The 14,819-nt window shown below is 68.5% G+C and carries 17 protein-coding genes; 10 read left to right on the forward strand and 7 right to left on the reverse strand.

From position 1 onward, the window contains the following. Positions 1–2 precede the first annotated feature (2 nt). The 10 genes from AC30QB_RS20915 to fabG all read left to right on the forward strand — a co-directional run bounded on the left by AC30QB_RS20915 (position 3) and on the right by fabG (position 9,091). Positions 3–296: an ApeI family dehydratase gene (locus AC30QB_RS20915; RefSeq protein WP_489548203.1), complete on the forward strand. Its 294-nt coding sequence runs from the start codon at positions 3–5 to the stop codon at positions 294–296. Then, entirely contained in the window at positions 293–1,267 is a 975-nt protein-coding gene (locus tag AC30QB_RS20920) for a lysophospholipid acyltransferase family protein (protein WP_489548204.1), read from the forward strand. The genes AC30QB_RS20915 and AC30QB_RS20920 overlap by 4 nt, the downstream gene beginning before the upstream one ends. Next, positions 1,233–1,886: a LolA-related protein gene (locus AC30QB_RS20925; RefSeq protein WP_489548205.1), complete on the forward strand. Its 654-nt coding sequence runs from the start codon at positions 1,233–1,235 to the stop codon at positions 1,884–1,886. The genes AC30QB_RS20920 and AC30QB_RS20925 overlap by 35 nt, the downstream gene beginning before the upstream one ends. Further along, positions 1,886–4,264: an MMPL family transporter gene (locus tag AC30QB_RS20930; protein WP_489548206.1), complete on the forward strand. Its 2,379-nt coding sequence runs from the start codon at positions 1,886–1,888 to the stop codon at positions 4,262–4,264. Before AC30QB_RS20925 ends, AC30QB_RS20930 begins: the two co-directional genes overlap by 1 nt. A 62-nt stretch (positions 4,265–4,326) precedes the next feature. Further along, positions 4,327–5,175, forward strand: a complete 849-nt coding sequence (locus tag AC30QB_RS20935; protein WP_489548207.1) for a polysaccharide deacetylase family protein — start codon at positions 4,327–4,329, stop codon at positions 5,173–5,175. Then, the gene (locus AC30QB_RS20940) at positions 5,172–5,906 is read left to right on the forward strand and encodes a class I SAM-dependent DNA methyltransferase (RefSeq protein ID WP_489548208.1); all 735 of its coding nucleotides are present in this window, start codon (positions 5,172–5,174) and stop codon (positions 5,904–5,906) included. Before AC30QB_RS20935 ends, AC30QB_RS20940 begins: the two co-directional genes overlap by 4 nt. Continuing rightward, positions 5,903–7,084: a beta-ketoacyl-[acyl-carrier-protein] synthase family protein gene (locus tag AC30QB_RS20945; protein ID WP_489548209.1), complete on the forward strand. Its 1,182-nt coding sequence runs from the start codon at positions 5,903–5,905 to the stop codon at positions 7,082–7,084. Before AC30QB_RS20940 ends, AC30QB_RS20945 begins: the two co-directional genes overlap by 4 nt. After that, positions 7,081–7,899 carry a beta-ketoacyl synthase chain length factor gene (locus tag AC30QB_RS20950; protein ID WP_489548210.1) on the forward strand — a complete coding sequence of 273 codons (819 nt, stop codon included), beginning with the start codon at positions 7,081–7,083 and terminating at the stop codon, positions 7,897–7,899. The genes AC30QB_RS20945 and AC30QB_RS20950 overlap by 4 nt, the downstream gene beginning before the upstream one ends. Beyond that, positions 7,896–8,351, forward strand: coding sequence for a hotdog family protein (locus AC30QB_RS20955; RefSeq protein WP_489548211.1), 456 nt, complete (start codon positions 7,896–7,898; stop codon positions 8,349–8,351). The genes AC30QB_RS20950 and AC30QB_RS20955 overlap by 4 nt, the downstream gene beginning before the upstream one ends. Beyond that, positions 8,348–9,091 (forward strand): 3-oxoacyl-ACP reductase FabG, encoded by a 744-nt coding sequence (fabG, locus tag AC30QB_RS20960; RefSeq protein WP_489548212.1) that lies wholly within the window; start codon positions 8,348–8,350, stop codon positions 9,089–9,091. The genes AC30QB_RS20955 and fabG overlap by 4 nt, the downstream gene beginning before the upstream one ends. A 75-nt stretch (positions 9,092–9,166) precedes the next feature. On the opposite strand, the gene AC30QB_RS20965 is transcribed toward fabG, so the two are convergent. The 7 genes from AC30QB_RS20965 to AC30QB_RS20995 form a co-directional block, all read right to left on the reverse strand. Then, a complete protein-coding gene (locus AC30QB_RS20965) occupies positions 9,167–10,372 on the reverse strand; it encodes a beta-ketoacyl-[acyl-carrier-protein] synthase family protein (protein ID WP_489548213.1) in 1,206 nt (401 codons plus the stop codon). Further along, the gene (locus AC30QB_RS20970) at positions 10,369–10,632 is read right to left on the reverse strand and encodes an acyl carrier protein (RefSeq protein ID WP_489548214.1); all 264 of its coding nucleotides are present in this window, start codon (positions 10,630–10,632) and stop codon (positions 10,369–10,371) included. Before AC30QB_RS20970 ends, AC30QB_RS20965 begins: the two co-directional genes overlap by 4 nt. A gap of 84 nt (positions 10,633–10,716) precedes the next feature. Beyond that, entirely contained in the window at positions 10,717–11,361 is a 645-nt protein-coding gene (locus AC30QB_RS20975) for a phosphatase PAP2 family protein (protein ID WP_489548215.1), read from the reverse strand. Positions 11,362–11,369: 8 nt separating this feature from the next. Then, positions 11,370–12,158: a glycosyltransferase family 2 protein gene (locus AC30QB_RS20980; protein ID WP_489548216.1), complete on the reverse strand. Its 789-nt coding sequence runs from the start codon at positions 12,156–12,158 to the stop codon at positions 11,370–11,372. Next, a complete protein-coding gene (locus AC30QB_RS20985; protein WP_489548217.1) occupies positions 12,155–12,886 on the reverse strand; it encodes a lysophospholipid acyltransferase family protein in 732 nt (243 codons plus the stop codon). The genes AC30QB_RS20980 and AC30QB_RS20985 overlap by 4 nt, the downstream gene beginning before the upstream one ends. Next, positions 12,883–13,794 (reverse strand): MipA/OmpV family protein, encoded by a 912-nt coding sequence (locus AC30QB_RS20990; protein ID WP_489548218.1) that lies wholly within the window; start codon positions 13,792–13,794, stop codon positions 12,883–12,885. Before AC30QB_RS20990 ends, AC30QB_RS20985 begins: the two co-directional genes overlap by 4 nt. Beyond that, positions 13,791–14,816: a chorismate transformation FkbO/Hyg5 family protein gene (locus AC30QB_RS20995; RefSeq protein ID WP_489548219.1), complete on the reverse strand. Its 1,026-nt coding sequence runs from the start codon at positions 14,814–14,816 to the stop codon at positions 13,791–13,793. The genes AC30QB_RS20990 and AC30QB_RS20995 overlap by 4 nt, the downstream gene beginning before the upstream one ends. Positions 14,817–14,819 lie beyond the last annotated feature (3 nt).

The raw sequence follows: 14,819 nt of genomic DNA on the forward strand, positions 1-14,819 counted from the left end.
GCGTGGACATCCACATCTCCGCGCAGCACCCTGCGTTCGCAGGTCATTTCCCAGGCCAGCCGCTGCTGCCGGGTGTGTCGCTGCTGTCAGAAGTGCTGGAAGCCGTGCTGCGCGACCCCGCACTCGCCGCCCTCGTCGGCCCGCGGCCCAAGCTGGGCGCGGTCAAGTTCCTCGCGCCGGTGCGACCCGGTGCTGCGCTGACGCTGAGTTTTGCGCCCACTGCCACCTCGCTGCGCTTTGAAGTGCGCCTGGCGGATTGCGTGGCGGCCTCAGGGCATTTCGAGCGCGCCACGTGACCCGCCGCGCCCATCGGCCCGCTCACGCCAGCGCCGCCAGCTGGGCCGCCGAGCGCGAGCGCAGCCACCCTTGGGCGTTGCACCTCATCCGCTGGATCGCCATGACGGCCGGGCGCACGCTCACGCGCCTGCTACTGCACCCGATCACGCTCTACTTCCTGCTGGCCAACGGCAAGGCGCGTCGCGCCTCCCAACGCTACCTCGCCCGCGCCTTGCAGCGCCCGCCCCGGCTGGGCGATGTGTACCGGCACATCCACTGCTTCGCGTCCACCGTGCTCGACCGCATCTACTTTCTGCAGGAGCGCTTTGGCTGCTTCGACATCACCATCACCGACGGTGCTCTGATCCATCAGCCGCTGAAGAACGGCGAAGGCGTGATGGCGGTCGGCGCGCACCTCGGCAGCTTCGAGGCCCTGCGTGCTGATGCGCAGCAGCACGGTGGGCGCGTGGCGATGCTGATGTATGAAGAAAACGCGCGGCTCATCAACGCCACCATGGCGGCCGTCGCACCGCGGGCCAGCCTGCACACCATCGCGCTCGGGCAGCCCGGGACCATGCTCTCGTTGCGCCGCTGGCTCGATGAAGGCGGCATTGCCGGCCTGCTGGCCGACCGCACGCTGCCGGCGCAATCAGGCCGCTCGCGCACCGTGATGTTCGACTTTCTGGGCCAGCCGGCGCCGTTTTCCGATGGCCCTTTTCGCCTGGCGGCGATGCTGCGCCGGCGCATGGTGTTCGTGACGGGCCTCTACCATGGTGGCAGGCGCTACGAGCTGCGCTTCGTCGAGCTGGCCGATTTTCAGGCCATCCCCGCCGATGACCGTGCGGCGGCCGAGCGTCTTGTCAGCCAGGCGATGCATCGCTACGTTGAACTGCTGGCAGGCTTGTGCCGCGAGTCGCCTTACAACTGGTTCAACTTCTATGACTTCTGGGCCGACGATGCGGATGCTGTTCAAGCCGACCCGCCGCGCTGAGCGCTGCCTTGCCCTCGCCAGCTTGTGCATGGCGTTGATGTTGCCGCTGCCCCTGTGGGCGCAGGCCACTTTCGATCTGCAGCAGCTCACACAACTTCTTTCGCAAGTGAAGAGCGGCGAGTCTGTTTTCACCGAGAAGCGCACGGTCGACATGCTGGAGCGCACGCTTGAGTCCTCGGGCCGCCTGTCGTTCGCGGCGCCTGATTCCTTCATGCGCGAAACCCTCAAGCCACGGCAAGAGAAGGTGGCCGTGGTGGGCAACAAGGTCACGCTGAGCGCGGGCAGCCGCAGCCGCACCGTGCCGCTCGACAGCGTGCCCGAGGCCGCCGTCATCATGGAAGCCATACGCGGCACGCTCACCGGCAACCGCGAGTCGCTGGAACGCCACTTCGCCGCCACCGTGTCGGGCACGCCGCAGCGCTGGGTGCTTGAGCTGGTGCCCATAGAGCCGCGGCTGCGTGAGCTGGTGCGCACGGTGCAGCTGTCGGGCCAGAAGTCTGATGTGCGTGGCGTCACCGTCGTGATGGCCGATGGCGACCGCTCGGTGATGACGATCGAGCCTATGGCACCCGTGGCGCCCGTGGCGCCGCCAGCCAAACCGGCCAGCGCCTCCAGCTGATGCGGGCCCTCTTTGCGCGTAGCCGCGCGCTGGTCGTGTGGCTGGCCCTGGTGGTGGTTGCGCTGGTCATCACGGTGCGCACGACTTACGTGGCCGACCTGTCGGCCTTCCTGCCCTCATCGCCGAGTGCCGAGCAAGCCGTGCTGCTCGACCAGCTGCGCACTGGCGTGGCGGCTCGCCTGGTGTTGATCGGCATCGAGGGCGGCACGCGCGAATCGCGCATCGCCGCGTCTCGGCAGCTTGCTGACGCGCTGCGCAAGAGCAGCGCCTTTGAGGCAGTGCACAACGGCGACAACTCGCAGTTCGAGGCCACCGGCAAATTCCTCTTCGAGCACCGTTACCTGCTGAGCCCGGCGGTGGACGCGCAGCGTTTCACGGCTGAAGGCCTGCGCGCCGCCATTGACGAGTCGACCTCGCTGCTGGGCACACCGGCCGGCAGCGTGATCAAGCAAGTCATCTTGCGCGACCCGACCGGCGAGACCGTGCGCATGGCCGAGAGCATGCTGCCCAGCCAGGGGCCGCGCAGCGACGGCGGCGTGTGGGTCTCGCGTCAGGCCGATCGCGCGGTGCTGATCGCCACCACCCGCGCCGATGGCGCCGACCTCGACGCGCAAGAGCGCAGCCTGCAACTGGTGCACGACAGCTTTGCCGCCATCGCCACGCCAGGCGTGCAGCTGCTGGTGTCGGGCTCGGGCACCTTCGCCGTGGCCTCGCGGGCGCAGATCAAGACAGAAGTTGAGCGCCTCGCCATCGCGGGTGGCGTGGCCATCGTGGGCATCTTGCTGCTGGCCTTCGGTGGCTCGCTGCGCACCCTGGGCAGTGCGCTGCTGCCAGTGGTTTGCGGCGTGCTCGCAGGCATTGCGGCGGTGAGCCTGGCCTTCGGTAACGTGCACGGCATCACCTTGGGCTTCGGCACCACGCTGATCGGCGAGGCGGTCGATTACGCCATCTACTACCTGATCCAGGCGCGCTCGGTGCCGGGCTCGCCCAAGGGCTCGGGCGCGCGGCACTGGGTGCTGCACAGCTGGCCGACGGTGCGCCTGGGCTTGTGGACATCGGTGTGTGGCTTTGCGGCGCTGCTGTTTTCGGGCTTCCCGGGCCTGGCCCAACTCGGTGTGTTTTCGGTGGCGGGCCTTGCGGCTGCAGCGCTCACCACGCGCTACGTGTTTCCGGTGCTCGCACCCGATGGAGCGCCGGGGGTTGGTCTGCGTCACCACCTGGGGCACTTCGTCGGCAGGTGCACGGCGGTGTTGCCGCGCGCCCGCTGGCCGCTGGCCGCGCTGGCGCTGGCTGCGGCCATCACCTTGGCCTGGCTGCCCTCGGCCTGGCGCGGCGATCTGTCGTCGCTGAGCCCGGTGGGCGCCGAGAAGATGAAGCTCGACGCCGATCTGCGCGCCGACGTGGGCGCCACCGATGCCGGCACCCTGGTGGCCGTGTCGGCGCCCGATGAAGCCGGCATGCTGGCCCAAGCCGAAGCGGCGGGGGCGCGGCTCGACAAGCTGGTTGAGTCGGGCCTGATCGCAGGCTACGAGTCACCGGCGCGCGTGCTGCCCAGCCCGGCCCTGCAGCAGCGGCGGCAAGAGGCGCTGCCCGATGCCGCCACGCTCACCACCCGCCTCGACCAAGCCACCCGCGATGGCCCGCTGCCGGCGCGGCGCCTGGGTGCCTTCGTCGCCGATGTGCAGGCGGCGCGACAGCAGCCCACGCTGACCTTGGCGTCGCTCAAAGACACACCGCTCGCGCCGGTGCTGGCCGCGCTGATCCTGCCCGGCGATGGCACTCACCCCTGGCGCGCGCTGCTCAGCGTGCAGGCGGGCGCCGGGGCCACCGACATTGCCAAGCTGCGCACCACCTTGGCCGATCTGCCCGGCACGCAGGTGGTCAACATCGGCGACGAGCTTGCAGGCCTCTATGCACGCTACCTGCACGAGGCCACGCTGCAAGCCCTGCTGGGCGCACTGGCGGTGGTGGTGCTGCTGGCCTTCACCTTGCGTGACGCACGGCGCCTGTGGCGCATGGCGCAGCCCGTCGTCGCCGCGGTGCTGATCGTGCTGGCCCTCATGAGCGCACGCGGCGTGCCGCTGGGCATCTTGCACCTGGTGGGCCTGCTGCTCACGGTGGCCATAGGCTCCAACTACGCGCTCTTCTTCGACCAGATCCGCGTGCAGCAAGAGGCGCAGGCCAACGGCCAGCCGGTCGAGATCGACAACGACACCTTGGCCTCGCTGGCGCTGGCCAACCTGACGGCGGTGGTGTCGTTCTGCCTGCTCGCTTTTTCGAGCATTCCGGCGCTGTTTGCTGTGGGGCAGGTGGTGGCCCCCGGCATCTTGCTGAGCCTCTTGCTGTCGGCCGCCTTCATCCCCTTGCCCAAGCGGTGATTGCAGCAGGGCCGGCGAGGGTGCCTGTGCAAAAATCGCACCCTCATCGGGCCCATTCGCGCATGCATTCTTTCTCGTCCCTCACGCAGCCTGCCGGCCGCTCTGCTTGGCGCATGCCGGTCTTCGTGAAAGCCAGCGTGGCCTGCCACCTGGGCGCCGGGGCGATGGTGCTGGCAGAGCCGGCGCTGTGGCCGTGGGCTGTGGGTGCGCTGGCGGTCGACCATGCGCTGATCACCGCGGCCAGCCTGTGGCCGCGCTCAACCTGGCTCGGCAGCAACATGCGCCGCCTGCCGGCCGCTTCTGCCGCGCGCCACGAGATCTCGATCACCATCGACGACGGCCCCAACCCCGAAGTCACGCCTGCCGTGCTCGACCTGCTCGACGCGCACGGCGCACACGCCACCTTCTTTTGCATTGCCCGCCAGGCCCAGCGGCACCCCGCGCTGTGCCGCGAGATCGTCGCCCGCGGCCATAGCGTGCAAAACCATACACACAGGCACTCGCACACCTTTGCGTTCTCAGGCCCGCGCGCCTTTGCACGCGAGATCGGTGCGGCGCAAGACGCGCTGAGCCAGATCACCGGTGAGCGGCCGGCCTTCTTCCGCGCCCCCGCGGGTTTGCGCAACCTCTTTCTCGACCCGGTGCTGCACGACAAGGGCCTGCAACTCGTCAGCTGGACGCGCCGCGGCTATGACGCCGTGTACCGCAACCCGGCCGGCGTGCTGGCGCGCCTGACACGCCATCTGGCCGCGGGTGACATCCTCTTGCTGCACGACGGCAGCGCAAGCCGCACCGCCAGTGGCAAGGCGGTTTTGCTGGAAGTCTTGCCCGAGCTGCTGGCGCAAGTGGCGCAGGTGGGTCTGCGCACCGTCACGCTGCCGCAGGCCGTGGGTGAAGAGGCGCTGGCATGACGCTCACCGGCTCGACGCGTGCGCATTGGGCGGCGCTGGTCACGGCGGCGGCCGAGCCTTATCGACAGTCGGGCCGCTTCGCCTGGCGCTTTGCACGCGGCAAGCTGGGCTTCGACCCCGTGTTTCGCCACCTGGTGAGCCAGGGCCTGATCGCACCTGGCGCGCGCGTGCTCGACATCGGCTGCGGCCAGGGCCTGCTCGCCAGCCTGCTGGAGGCCTGCAACGCACCCTCGCTGCAAGGCCGCTGGCCTAGCGATTGGGCGCAAGCGCCGGCAGCCGCCCGCGTCACGGGCATCGAGCTGATGCCACGCGAAGTGGCGCGAGCCCAGGCCTCGCTGGGCGCTGCGGCTGACTTCGTGTGCGGCGACATGCGCCACACGCCATTCCCGCCGGCCGACACCGTTGTCATGCTCGACGTGCTGCACTACATCAGCCCGTCAGAGCAAAACGAGGTACTTGCCCGCGCGCGCTGCGCCTTGCCGCCGCAGGGCCTGCTGTTGCTGCGCGTGGGCGATGCCGGCGCGAAGCGGCGCTTCCTGCTGAGCCAAGGAGTTGACTGGCTGATGGCACGGCTGCGCCGCCATCGTGGCCTGCCCACGAGCGGGCGCAGCCTGCACGACTGGATCGCACACCTCGAATGGCTGGGGTTCGACGTGCGCAGCCAGCCCATGAGCCAGGGCACACCGTTTGCCAATGTGCTGCTCGTTGCCAAAGTTCGCCACACGTCATGAAACCACTTGCGATATCGGCTTGCACCCTCAGCACGGCGCTGGGGGCTGGGTGTGCTGCCACGCTCAGCGCCTTGCAGGCGCAGCGCACCGGCCTTGCGCCGGTGACTTTCATGGGCCTGCCTTTGACCACCTGGGTCGGTGAGGTTGAGGGCGTTGATGCGGTCACCTTGCCCGAGGCCCAGGCCGTGTTCGACTGCCGCAACAACCGCCTGGCCTGGCTGGGCTTGAAGCAAGACGGCTTTCTCGATGCGGTACAGGCCGCGCGGGCGCGCTGGGGCGCTGCGCGCGTGGGCGTGTTCCTCGGCACCAGCACCTCGGGCCTGTTGCAGACCGAGCTGGCCTATCGGGAGCGCAAGCCTGACGGCACATTGCCCAACAGCTTTCTCTACGGCCCCACGCAAAACACCTACTCGGTGGCCGATTTCGCGGCTCATGCGCTGGGCTTGCAAGGTCCGAGCTGGGTGGTGTCGACGGCTTGCTCTTCCAGCGCCAAGGTGTTCGGCACCGCGGCTCGCATGATCGACGCGGGCTTGATCGACGCGGCCGTGGTCGGTGGCGTTGACAGCCTGTGCCTGACCACGCTTTACGGCTTCAACTCGCTTGAGTTGCTGGCCAACGAGATCTGCCGGCCCTGGGATGCGCAGCGCAAGGGCTTGTCGATAGGCGAAGCCGCCGCGTTTGCATTGGTCGAGCGCGACTCGGCCTCGCCGCAAGGCTTCTTGCTCGGGGTGGGCGAGAGCAACGACGGTTATCACATGAGCACGCCGCACCCCGAAGGCGCAGGCGCCATCGCCGCCATGCGCAGCGCGCTGGCCGATGCGGGCTTGCGCAGCAGCGACATCGACTACATCAACCTGCACGGCACGGCCACGCCCAGCAACGACGCTGCCGAAGACCACGCAGCCACACAGGTGTTCGGCACCGCCACGCCTTGCAGTTCAACCAAGGGTGCCACGGGCCACACGCTGGGCGCAGCGGGGGGTGTCGAAGCCGTGATCTCGCTGCTCGCGATCCACCATGGCCTGATGCCTGCGGGGCTCAATGTGCTGCAGCGCGACCCTGGTTTGAAGCTCGAATACCTGCAAGCCAACCGGCACGCCTCTGTGCGGCACGTGTTGTCCAACTCATTCGGCTTCGGTGGGTCCAACGCCAGCTTGGTGTTCGGAGGTGTGGCATGAGCGGCGGTTTGCAGGTGTGGGTGCAAGGCCTTGGCCTCTTGGGGCCGGGCCTCGCTTCGTGGGCAGCGGCGCAGGGCGTGCTGCGTGGCGAGCAGCCGCACGCCAGCGCCATCACCGTGCTGCCGGCGCCGGCGCGCCTGCCGCCAGCCGAGCGTCGCCGCGCCGGCTCAGCGGTGAAGCTCGCCATGGCAGTGGCCGACGAGGCGGTGGCCATGGCGCATATCGACCCGGCCACGCTGGCCACGGTGTTCGCGTCGTCCAGCGGCGAGTGCGCCAACTGCCATTCGCTTTGCGAGACGCTGGCCACGCCAACGCCCATGGTGTCGCCCACGCGCTTTACCAATTCGGTGCACAACGCCTCGTCGGGGGCCTGGCACATCGCCGTGGCGAGCCGCGCCTCGTCGACCAGCCTGTGCGCCTTCGATGGCAGCTTCGGTGCGGGACTGATCGAGGCCGCCGTCAGCGTGCGCGCCAGTGGCCAGGCCGTGTTGCTGGTGGCCAGCGATTCGCCCTATCCCGAGCCCTTGAATGGCGCGCGCCCGCTGCCCGACCATTTCGGCCTCGCGCTGCTGCTCACCCCGCAAGCCACCGAACACTCGGTGGCTGCACTGACCATCCGGCTGACCGGGCCGCAGGCCGCTGCAGGCTCGGTGGGCAGCGCGTCGCTCGACGCGCTGCGTGCCATCCCGGCGGCAGCGGCCTTGCCCTTGCTGGTGGCCCTGGCGCAAGGTGGCACGCATGCCGATGTGGCCGTCGACTTCCTGCCCAGTGCCGGGCTGCGCGTTGACGTTTCATCGGTCGCCGCCATCGCATGAGCGCGCCACAGACCCTCGCGCGCGACGGCATTGCGGCGCTGATTCCGCACAGCGGCAGCATGTGCCTGCTGGCGCGGCTGGAGGAGTGGAGTGCGCAGCACATCGTCTGCACCGCCACCAGCCACCGTGATGCTGATCACCCGCTGCGCACGCACAGCGGCTTGATGTCTCCCTGCGCCATCGAGTACGCCGCTCAGGCCATGGCCTTGCACGGCGCGCTGATCGGGCAAGAAGAAGGCTCGGTGGCAACGCCTGGCTTCCTGGCGAGCGCACGTGGCGTGCAACTGCATGTGCTGCGGCTTGACGATTTGAGCGGCGACCTGCGCATAGCAGCCACCCGGCAGTCGGGCGATGCGCGCCAGATTCTTTACAGCTTCCACGTGAGCCACGCCGGCCGACCGGTCGCCGAAGGCCGTGCCGCGGTGGTGCTCAACACGGCCCTGACCGCATGAACCCCGACGCACCCCTTCCCAAGAAGCGCGCCCTCGTCACCGGTGCCAGCGGCGACCTCGGCCGCGCCATCGCCTTGCGCCTGGCGCGTGATGGCCTGCACGTGATCGCCCATGCCAACAGCCGGCTCGATGCGGCCCAAGCCTTGGTGGCAGAGATCGAAGCGGCAGGCGGCAGTGCCGAGGCCGTGGCCTTCAACGTGGCCGACCGCGATGCCGCGCACGCCGCCTGCGCGCGCTTGCTCGAAGCCGGGCCGGTGCAGGTGATCGTCAACAACGCCGGCACGCATGCCGACGCGGCCTTCCCGGCGCTCACGCAGGCGCAGTGGCAAGGCGTGATCGACGTGTCGCTGAACGGCTTCTTCAATGTGACGCAGCCGCTCACCATGCCCATGCTGCGCACACGCTGGGGCCGCATCGTCAACATCTCGTCGGTGGCCTCGCTCACCGGCAACCGCGGTCAGGTGAACTACGCAGCGGCCAAGGGAGCGCTCAACAGCGCGACCAAGGCGCTGTCGCTGGAGCTGGCAAGCCGCAACGTGACGGTGAATGCAGTGGCGCCGGGCATCATCGATGCCGGCATGGCGGGGGGCACTTTTGACCAGGCGACCATTGATCGCCTGGTGCCGCTCAAGCGCGCAGGTCGCGCCGATGAAGTGGCAGCCTTGGTGGCGTTTCTCGTGTCACCCGATGCCGGCTACATCACCGGGCAGGTGATCTCGATCAACGGCGGGATGGCCTGAGAACAGAGCCCCCACGTCGCTTCGCCCCTGCCCCCCGAGGGGGCGCGAGCCGACTTGACGCGGCTCGGAGTCGGCTCAGGCTCTCTGGAACAGCAGCACGCCGTTGGTGCCACCAAACGCAAACGAGTTGCTGATGGCTGCGTTGAGCTGAGGCGCCGCGGAACCGGCTTGCGGCACCAGGTTGAGCTGGCAGGCCGGGTCGATCTCGGTGCAGTGGGCGTTGGGCGGCAGCTGCCGCTCGCGCAAGGCCAGCACCGTGATGACGGCTTCGAGCGCACCGGCTGCACCGAGCAGGTGGCCGTGCAAGGCCTTGGTCGAGCTGACCTGCAGGTGGTCGATGTCTGATCCCCACACCTGGGCCAGCGCGTCGCGCTCGATCACGTCGCCGATGAGGGTGGCCGTGCCGTGTGCATTGCAGTAACCCACGTCGCGCGGCTGCAGGCCGGCGCGGCTCAGTGCGGCGCGCAGTGCGCGTGCTTGGCCGGCCACGTCGGGCTTGGTCAGGTGGGTGGCGTCGCAGCTGATGCCCCATCCGCTCAAGAGGGCATGGATGCGGGCGCCGCGCTGGCGGGCGCGCTCGGCCGATTCAAGTATGAAAAAGGCCGCGCCTTCGCCCAGCGCAAAGCCGCTGCGGTTGCGTGCAAACGGGCGCACAGCGCTGGCAGCCTCGCCTTCGTTGAAAGCCGCCAGCGTGTGCATGGCCTGCCAGGCCAGCACCACGCCTGGCACGATGAGCGCTTCGGTGCCGCCCGCAATGGCCATGTCGATCTCGCCGCTCTGAACCGCCTTGGCTGCCTCGGCAATGGCCACGGCTGACGAGGCACAGGCCACCGAATAGGTGAGCACAGGGCCTTGTGCGCGCTGGCGCATGGCCACGTGCGCGGCGGGTGCGTTGGGCATGAAGGCCGGAATGGTGAGCGGTGGCACGCGGCCATTGGCACCGCGGTAGGCGGCTTCGAGGGCGGCAGCGCCACCCATGCCGCAGCCGGCATACACGCCCAGTCGCTCAGGCGCCATGCCGCCCAGCCCGCCGGCGTCTTTCATGGCCAGGTCGGCCGCGGCCACGGCCAGCTGGCTGACGCGGTCAACGCCGGCGAGTTGCAGCTTGGTGAACCAACGCGTTTCGTCGAACGCCACCTTGGCGGCGGCGGCAGGCTTGGGCAGCTCGGGGAAGACTGGCTTGATGCCGGACTCGCCCCGCATCAGGGCAGCGAACACTTCGTCGGGCGTGTCACCGTGAGAGGTAACGAGGCCCAGGCCCGTGATGGCGACTGAATTCACACAGCGGACTTGGCGGGAGATTTGGCGGCTGCCTCGGCGCGCACCCGATCGACCACGGCGGCCAGCCCGGCCAGCGTGTCAACGCTGGAGTCGGCATCGGGCAGGTTGATGTGGAAGTGGTCTTCGACGGCGAAGAGAAATTCGACCAGGGCCAGCGAATCGAGACCTTTGTCGCGCATGGACGTGTTCGGGTCGAGCTGGGCCCGGTCGATGCCGTATTTCTCGTGAATCAGATCCTGAAGTTCTTTCAGCGAACTCATGGTGCAAGGCCCCTGTTGATGTCGTACTGCCTGGTTCCGGCCTTAGTGTTTTGGCCGGTCATCAGTGGTTGGCAATGATATCCGCTACGCCCGGGCGCCCGGCTTCCAGCGCAGGCAAGCCAGGGCAAAGATCACACCCAGCAAGGCCCCGGCGGCGGCGTCGAGCAGCACGTGTTGCTTGACGGCCAAGGTCGAGTAAGCAATTGCGACAAACCAGGCGCCGTTGACGAGCCGCAGCAGGCCCGGCGCGCGCACGTGGCGCAGCACCTGGTCTAGCGAGATTGCCGAGAAAATGGCGGCGGCCACGTGCATGGACGGGCAGGCGTTGCCGGCCGCATCTACCCCTTGCAGCAGCGCAAAGCCCGGAAAGCCTGAGACATCGGCTGGGGGTGGCGGCACGGCGGTGGGCCAGAAGTAGAAGATCGCCAAGCCGGTGAGGCACAGCGCCGTGATCCACAGCCCGTAGACGATCAGCTCTGCAAAGGTGAGCTGCAGCGCCGGCGCAATGCCGACGTAAAGCCACAGCGACAGGTAGGCCACCAGCATCACCGGTTGCAGCGGGATCAGGTGGTCTAGCCAGGTCAGCGGCATCAGCGTGACGGGGTAGGCCGGGTGGCGCAGGATGTAGAAATAGCCGATGAAGAAGAGCCAGGTGAAGGCCGTGATGCCCATCGTCTTGATGACGAAGTGGCGGCGCATGCGCAGGCCGAGCTCGGCCTTCCACGTCATGGGCAAGCTCATGGCTGAAACGGTGGCCGGCGCTTGGCGCGGCGCAGCAGCAGGCCTGGCAGGCGCAAGAAAAACTCGACCATCAGGCGCAGGTGCATCCAGGTCAGCAGCAGGTTGTCGCGACCATATTGAAAGTGCGACACGCCGCCTTCCGCGGCCGACAAGTACTTGACCGGCGCGGCAATGTTGAGCGGCTTCACGCCGCGCCAGGCCAGGCGCACCACGGCCTCGGTGTCGAAGTCGAAGCGGCGCATCCAGGGTTGGCCTTGCATCACCGCGATGAGGTCGGCGATGGGGTACACGCGAAAGCCGTACAGCGAATCGGCTATGCCGGCGCCCAGGGTTTCGAGCTGGGTCCACCAGTTGGAAACACGCCGCCCGCGCACGCGCAAGAGCGGCGCCGAGGCATCAAACACGGGCCGGCCCAGCACCATGATTTCGGGGCGCTGCTGCGAGGTCTGCATGAAGGCAGGGATCAGGTCAGCCGGGTGCTGGCCGTCGGAATCCATGGTCAGCGCGTGCGTGTAGCCGGCATCGCGCGCGGCCTTCAATCCGTGCAGCACGGCCGCGCCCTTGCCGCCGTTGACCGGCAGCTCTATGAGTGTCAAGCCTGGGTCGGCTGCCGCCATCTGGCGCAGGCCTTCGGGCGTGCCGTCGGTGCTGCCGTCGGTCACCACCCACACGGGGCTCCACTGTGCGCGTGCGGCGCGCACGGTGTCGTAGACCTGGGGGCCGGTGTTGTAGCTGGGGATCAGCAGCAGGTGGGTGCTTGAGGGCGCTGCCGTTGTCGTTGTCACGGACGCAGCTCGCTTTCGAAGTAGTGCTCAAGCCGCTTCTGCAGGCCCCTGTGGTCGGCCTCGGGCGCGAAGCGCTGGCCCAGGCGAACGCGAAACTCCATCGGGAAATGGGGCGGCTTCCAGATGGGCCAGCCCTTGCTGAGGTAGGGCGAGGTGGTCTCGATGAACACTGTCTGGATGGGCACCTTGGCGATGTGCGCGATCAGCGTCATGCCGGGCAAGAACGTATTGACCGGCGGCACCAGCGTGCGCGTGCCTTCGGGAAACATGATGAGCTGGCCGCCCTGCTGCAGATTGCGCACGGCGCCGCGCACCATGCCCCAGGGCGGGTCGTTGCGGATGTAGCGCGCCAGGCGCGCACCGGCACCGAGAAAGGGGTTGCGCATCAGGCTCGCCCGCATGATGCACACGCCGCGCGGCACCTTGGCCACCACCAGCAGCGCGTCGAGGGCGCTTGGGTGATTGGCCGCGATGATCAGGCCACCGTCGTCATTGAGTTGGTCGAGCGTGCCGTAGTCGAGGCGCATCACGCCGGTGAGCACCAGGCCCGCCCAGAAATTGCGATAGCACCAGGAGATGGCCGCACGGCCGATCACGGTGCCCTTGCCGCGCGACAGGAACGGGTACAACACGTAGCAGACCAGGTTCCAGGTGAGCGACATCGCCCCCAGGTGCAGCAGCGCGAGGTAGAACGCGACGCCGACGACGAACTGCTTGAGCCACCTCATTCGCTGCTCGGCACGAGTTCGGCAGATTTCTTGAGCACCCAGGTCACGCCGAAGCCCACGGTCAGGCCCGAACCGCGCCGCATCAGCGGGCTGTCTTGGTTCACCGCGCCGTGCAGCGCCTCGTGGCGCACGAAGGCACCGAACCAAGCGTCACCGAACTGGCGTGAGGCTGAGGCCAGCGTCTGCCAACCGGCATAGCCGCCGCGTGCGCTGTAAGCCTGGCGCTGCGCCGTGGCGTAGACCGGGTCGACGTCGTAGTAGTACGCCTGATAGCGGCGGTCGGCCAGTAGCGGGCCTGTGAGCATGCCGACGTTCCAGCCGCCGCCTACGTCCTTCACGTCGAGGTTGAGGTTGGGTGAGAAGGTCGTGCCCACGTAGCGTGGCGAGCGTTGCAGCGAGATGGCGCCGCGCAGTGGCAGGCGCAAGTCGAACTTCCAGCGCTTGTCCGCGGGTTCGTCCAGCGTGAGCACGATGCTTGGGCCCACCTCGATGTTGCCGGCCAGGCCGGGCATGCCTTCGCGGGCGGCATTGCTGCTGCGCGTGGGGGCACCTGCGCTAAAGCTCACGTCGAGCTTGGCGCGCGGCGAGTTGAACAGCATGGCCCGCATGCCCTCGCGGTCGGCTCGGAGCCATTTGCCGCGGTAGATGAATTGGGGGAAGGGCAGCAGGTAGCCGTGGTTTTCGTCGGAGCCACGGTAGTCGGGCAGGCGCAAGCCCGACAGGCCTATGCCCAGCTCCCACAGCGGGCGCTGGGGCAGCGGGATCGGGCCGGTGTCGATCACGGGCGCTGGTGAAGGTGCGGGTGCGGGTGCCGCAGACGGCTCTGCCTGGCCTTGTGCGAGCGTCGCTGCGTTGGCGGCCAGCAGCAGCGCTGCCACGAGCGAGCGACGGATCAAACGGCGGATCAAGTGCTGCTCCGCGGGCCGGCAAAGCCGTGTGCTTCGATCTCGACCAGCAGGTCGGCGCGGCACACGTCGGCGTGCAGGTAGACGGCTTCGCGCGCAGCACTGCTGGTGGGGCCGCCCACGGCGCGCTCGAACACCTCGCGCACCGCGCCCAAGTCTTGCGGGCGGCGCAGGTAGAGCGTGTAGACCATGTCACTTGCGGGAAAGGCCAGGCCCGAGCGCGACTCGGCAGACTCGCGCACGGCGGCGATGTTGGCCAGGCTCTCTTCGGTCTGGCGGTGGATGTCGCCCACATGCATGCTCACGTGGCCGACGATGCTGGCCGTGCCCGAGATGAACAGCGCACTGCAGCCGCCACCCATGTCGGCCACCGCCGCGCGCGAGAAGGTGGGCGCGCGCGGGCCATAGTTGTCGGGGTAGCGGTAGGCACTCACCTGGCGCGGGTTTTCTATGGCCAAAGGCGGCATGCGCCCGGCCAGAAAGTACACCTGCAACGGCCCGCCGTGCATGCCCAACGCGCAAGCGGCGGGCGAGCCGTCGAAGGCGCTGCGGTGCGCATCGAGAAAGGCTTGCTGGCGGCCGGCATTGAACTGGCGATAGCGCTCCGAGCCGCCGGCCTCGACGTTGATGTCGGCAAAGTAGTTCCACAGGCGCAGCAGGTGCGGGCTCTGTGAGGCGGCCAACACCGCGAACACGTCTTCATAGACGCGCTGTGCGGAGGCCTGCATGCCCAGCACCTGCTCGTCGATCTCGGCGTAACCGTGCAGCCACTGGCCGTCTGTCACGTAGCGCACGCAGCCGTGTGTGCCGCGTTGCAGCTCGGCGCTGCTGCACCAGGCGTCCAGCACCGGCTCGGCGGGTGAGAGCAGGGGGGAGTGGAGGGCGCCCGTGGCGGGGCCGACCCAGCGCCCGCCGAGCAGGTGGGCACGCAACGAGGCCGGCGTGGTCTTGTCGGCCAGGCGAAGCCTTCGGAAGACCAGGGGGGTCGAGGCGGTGAGCGGGTATCGCTGCGAAGCAACACTCATGAG

The organism is Rhizobacter sp. (genome assembly GCF_046595475.1).
Taxonomy (GTDB): Bacteria; Pseudomonadota; Gammaproteobacteria; order Burkholderiales; family Burkholderiaceae_C; genus Rhizobacter.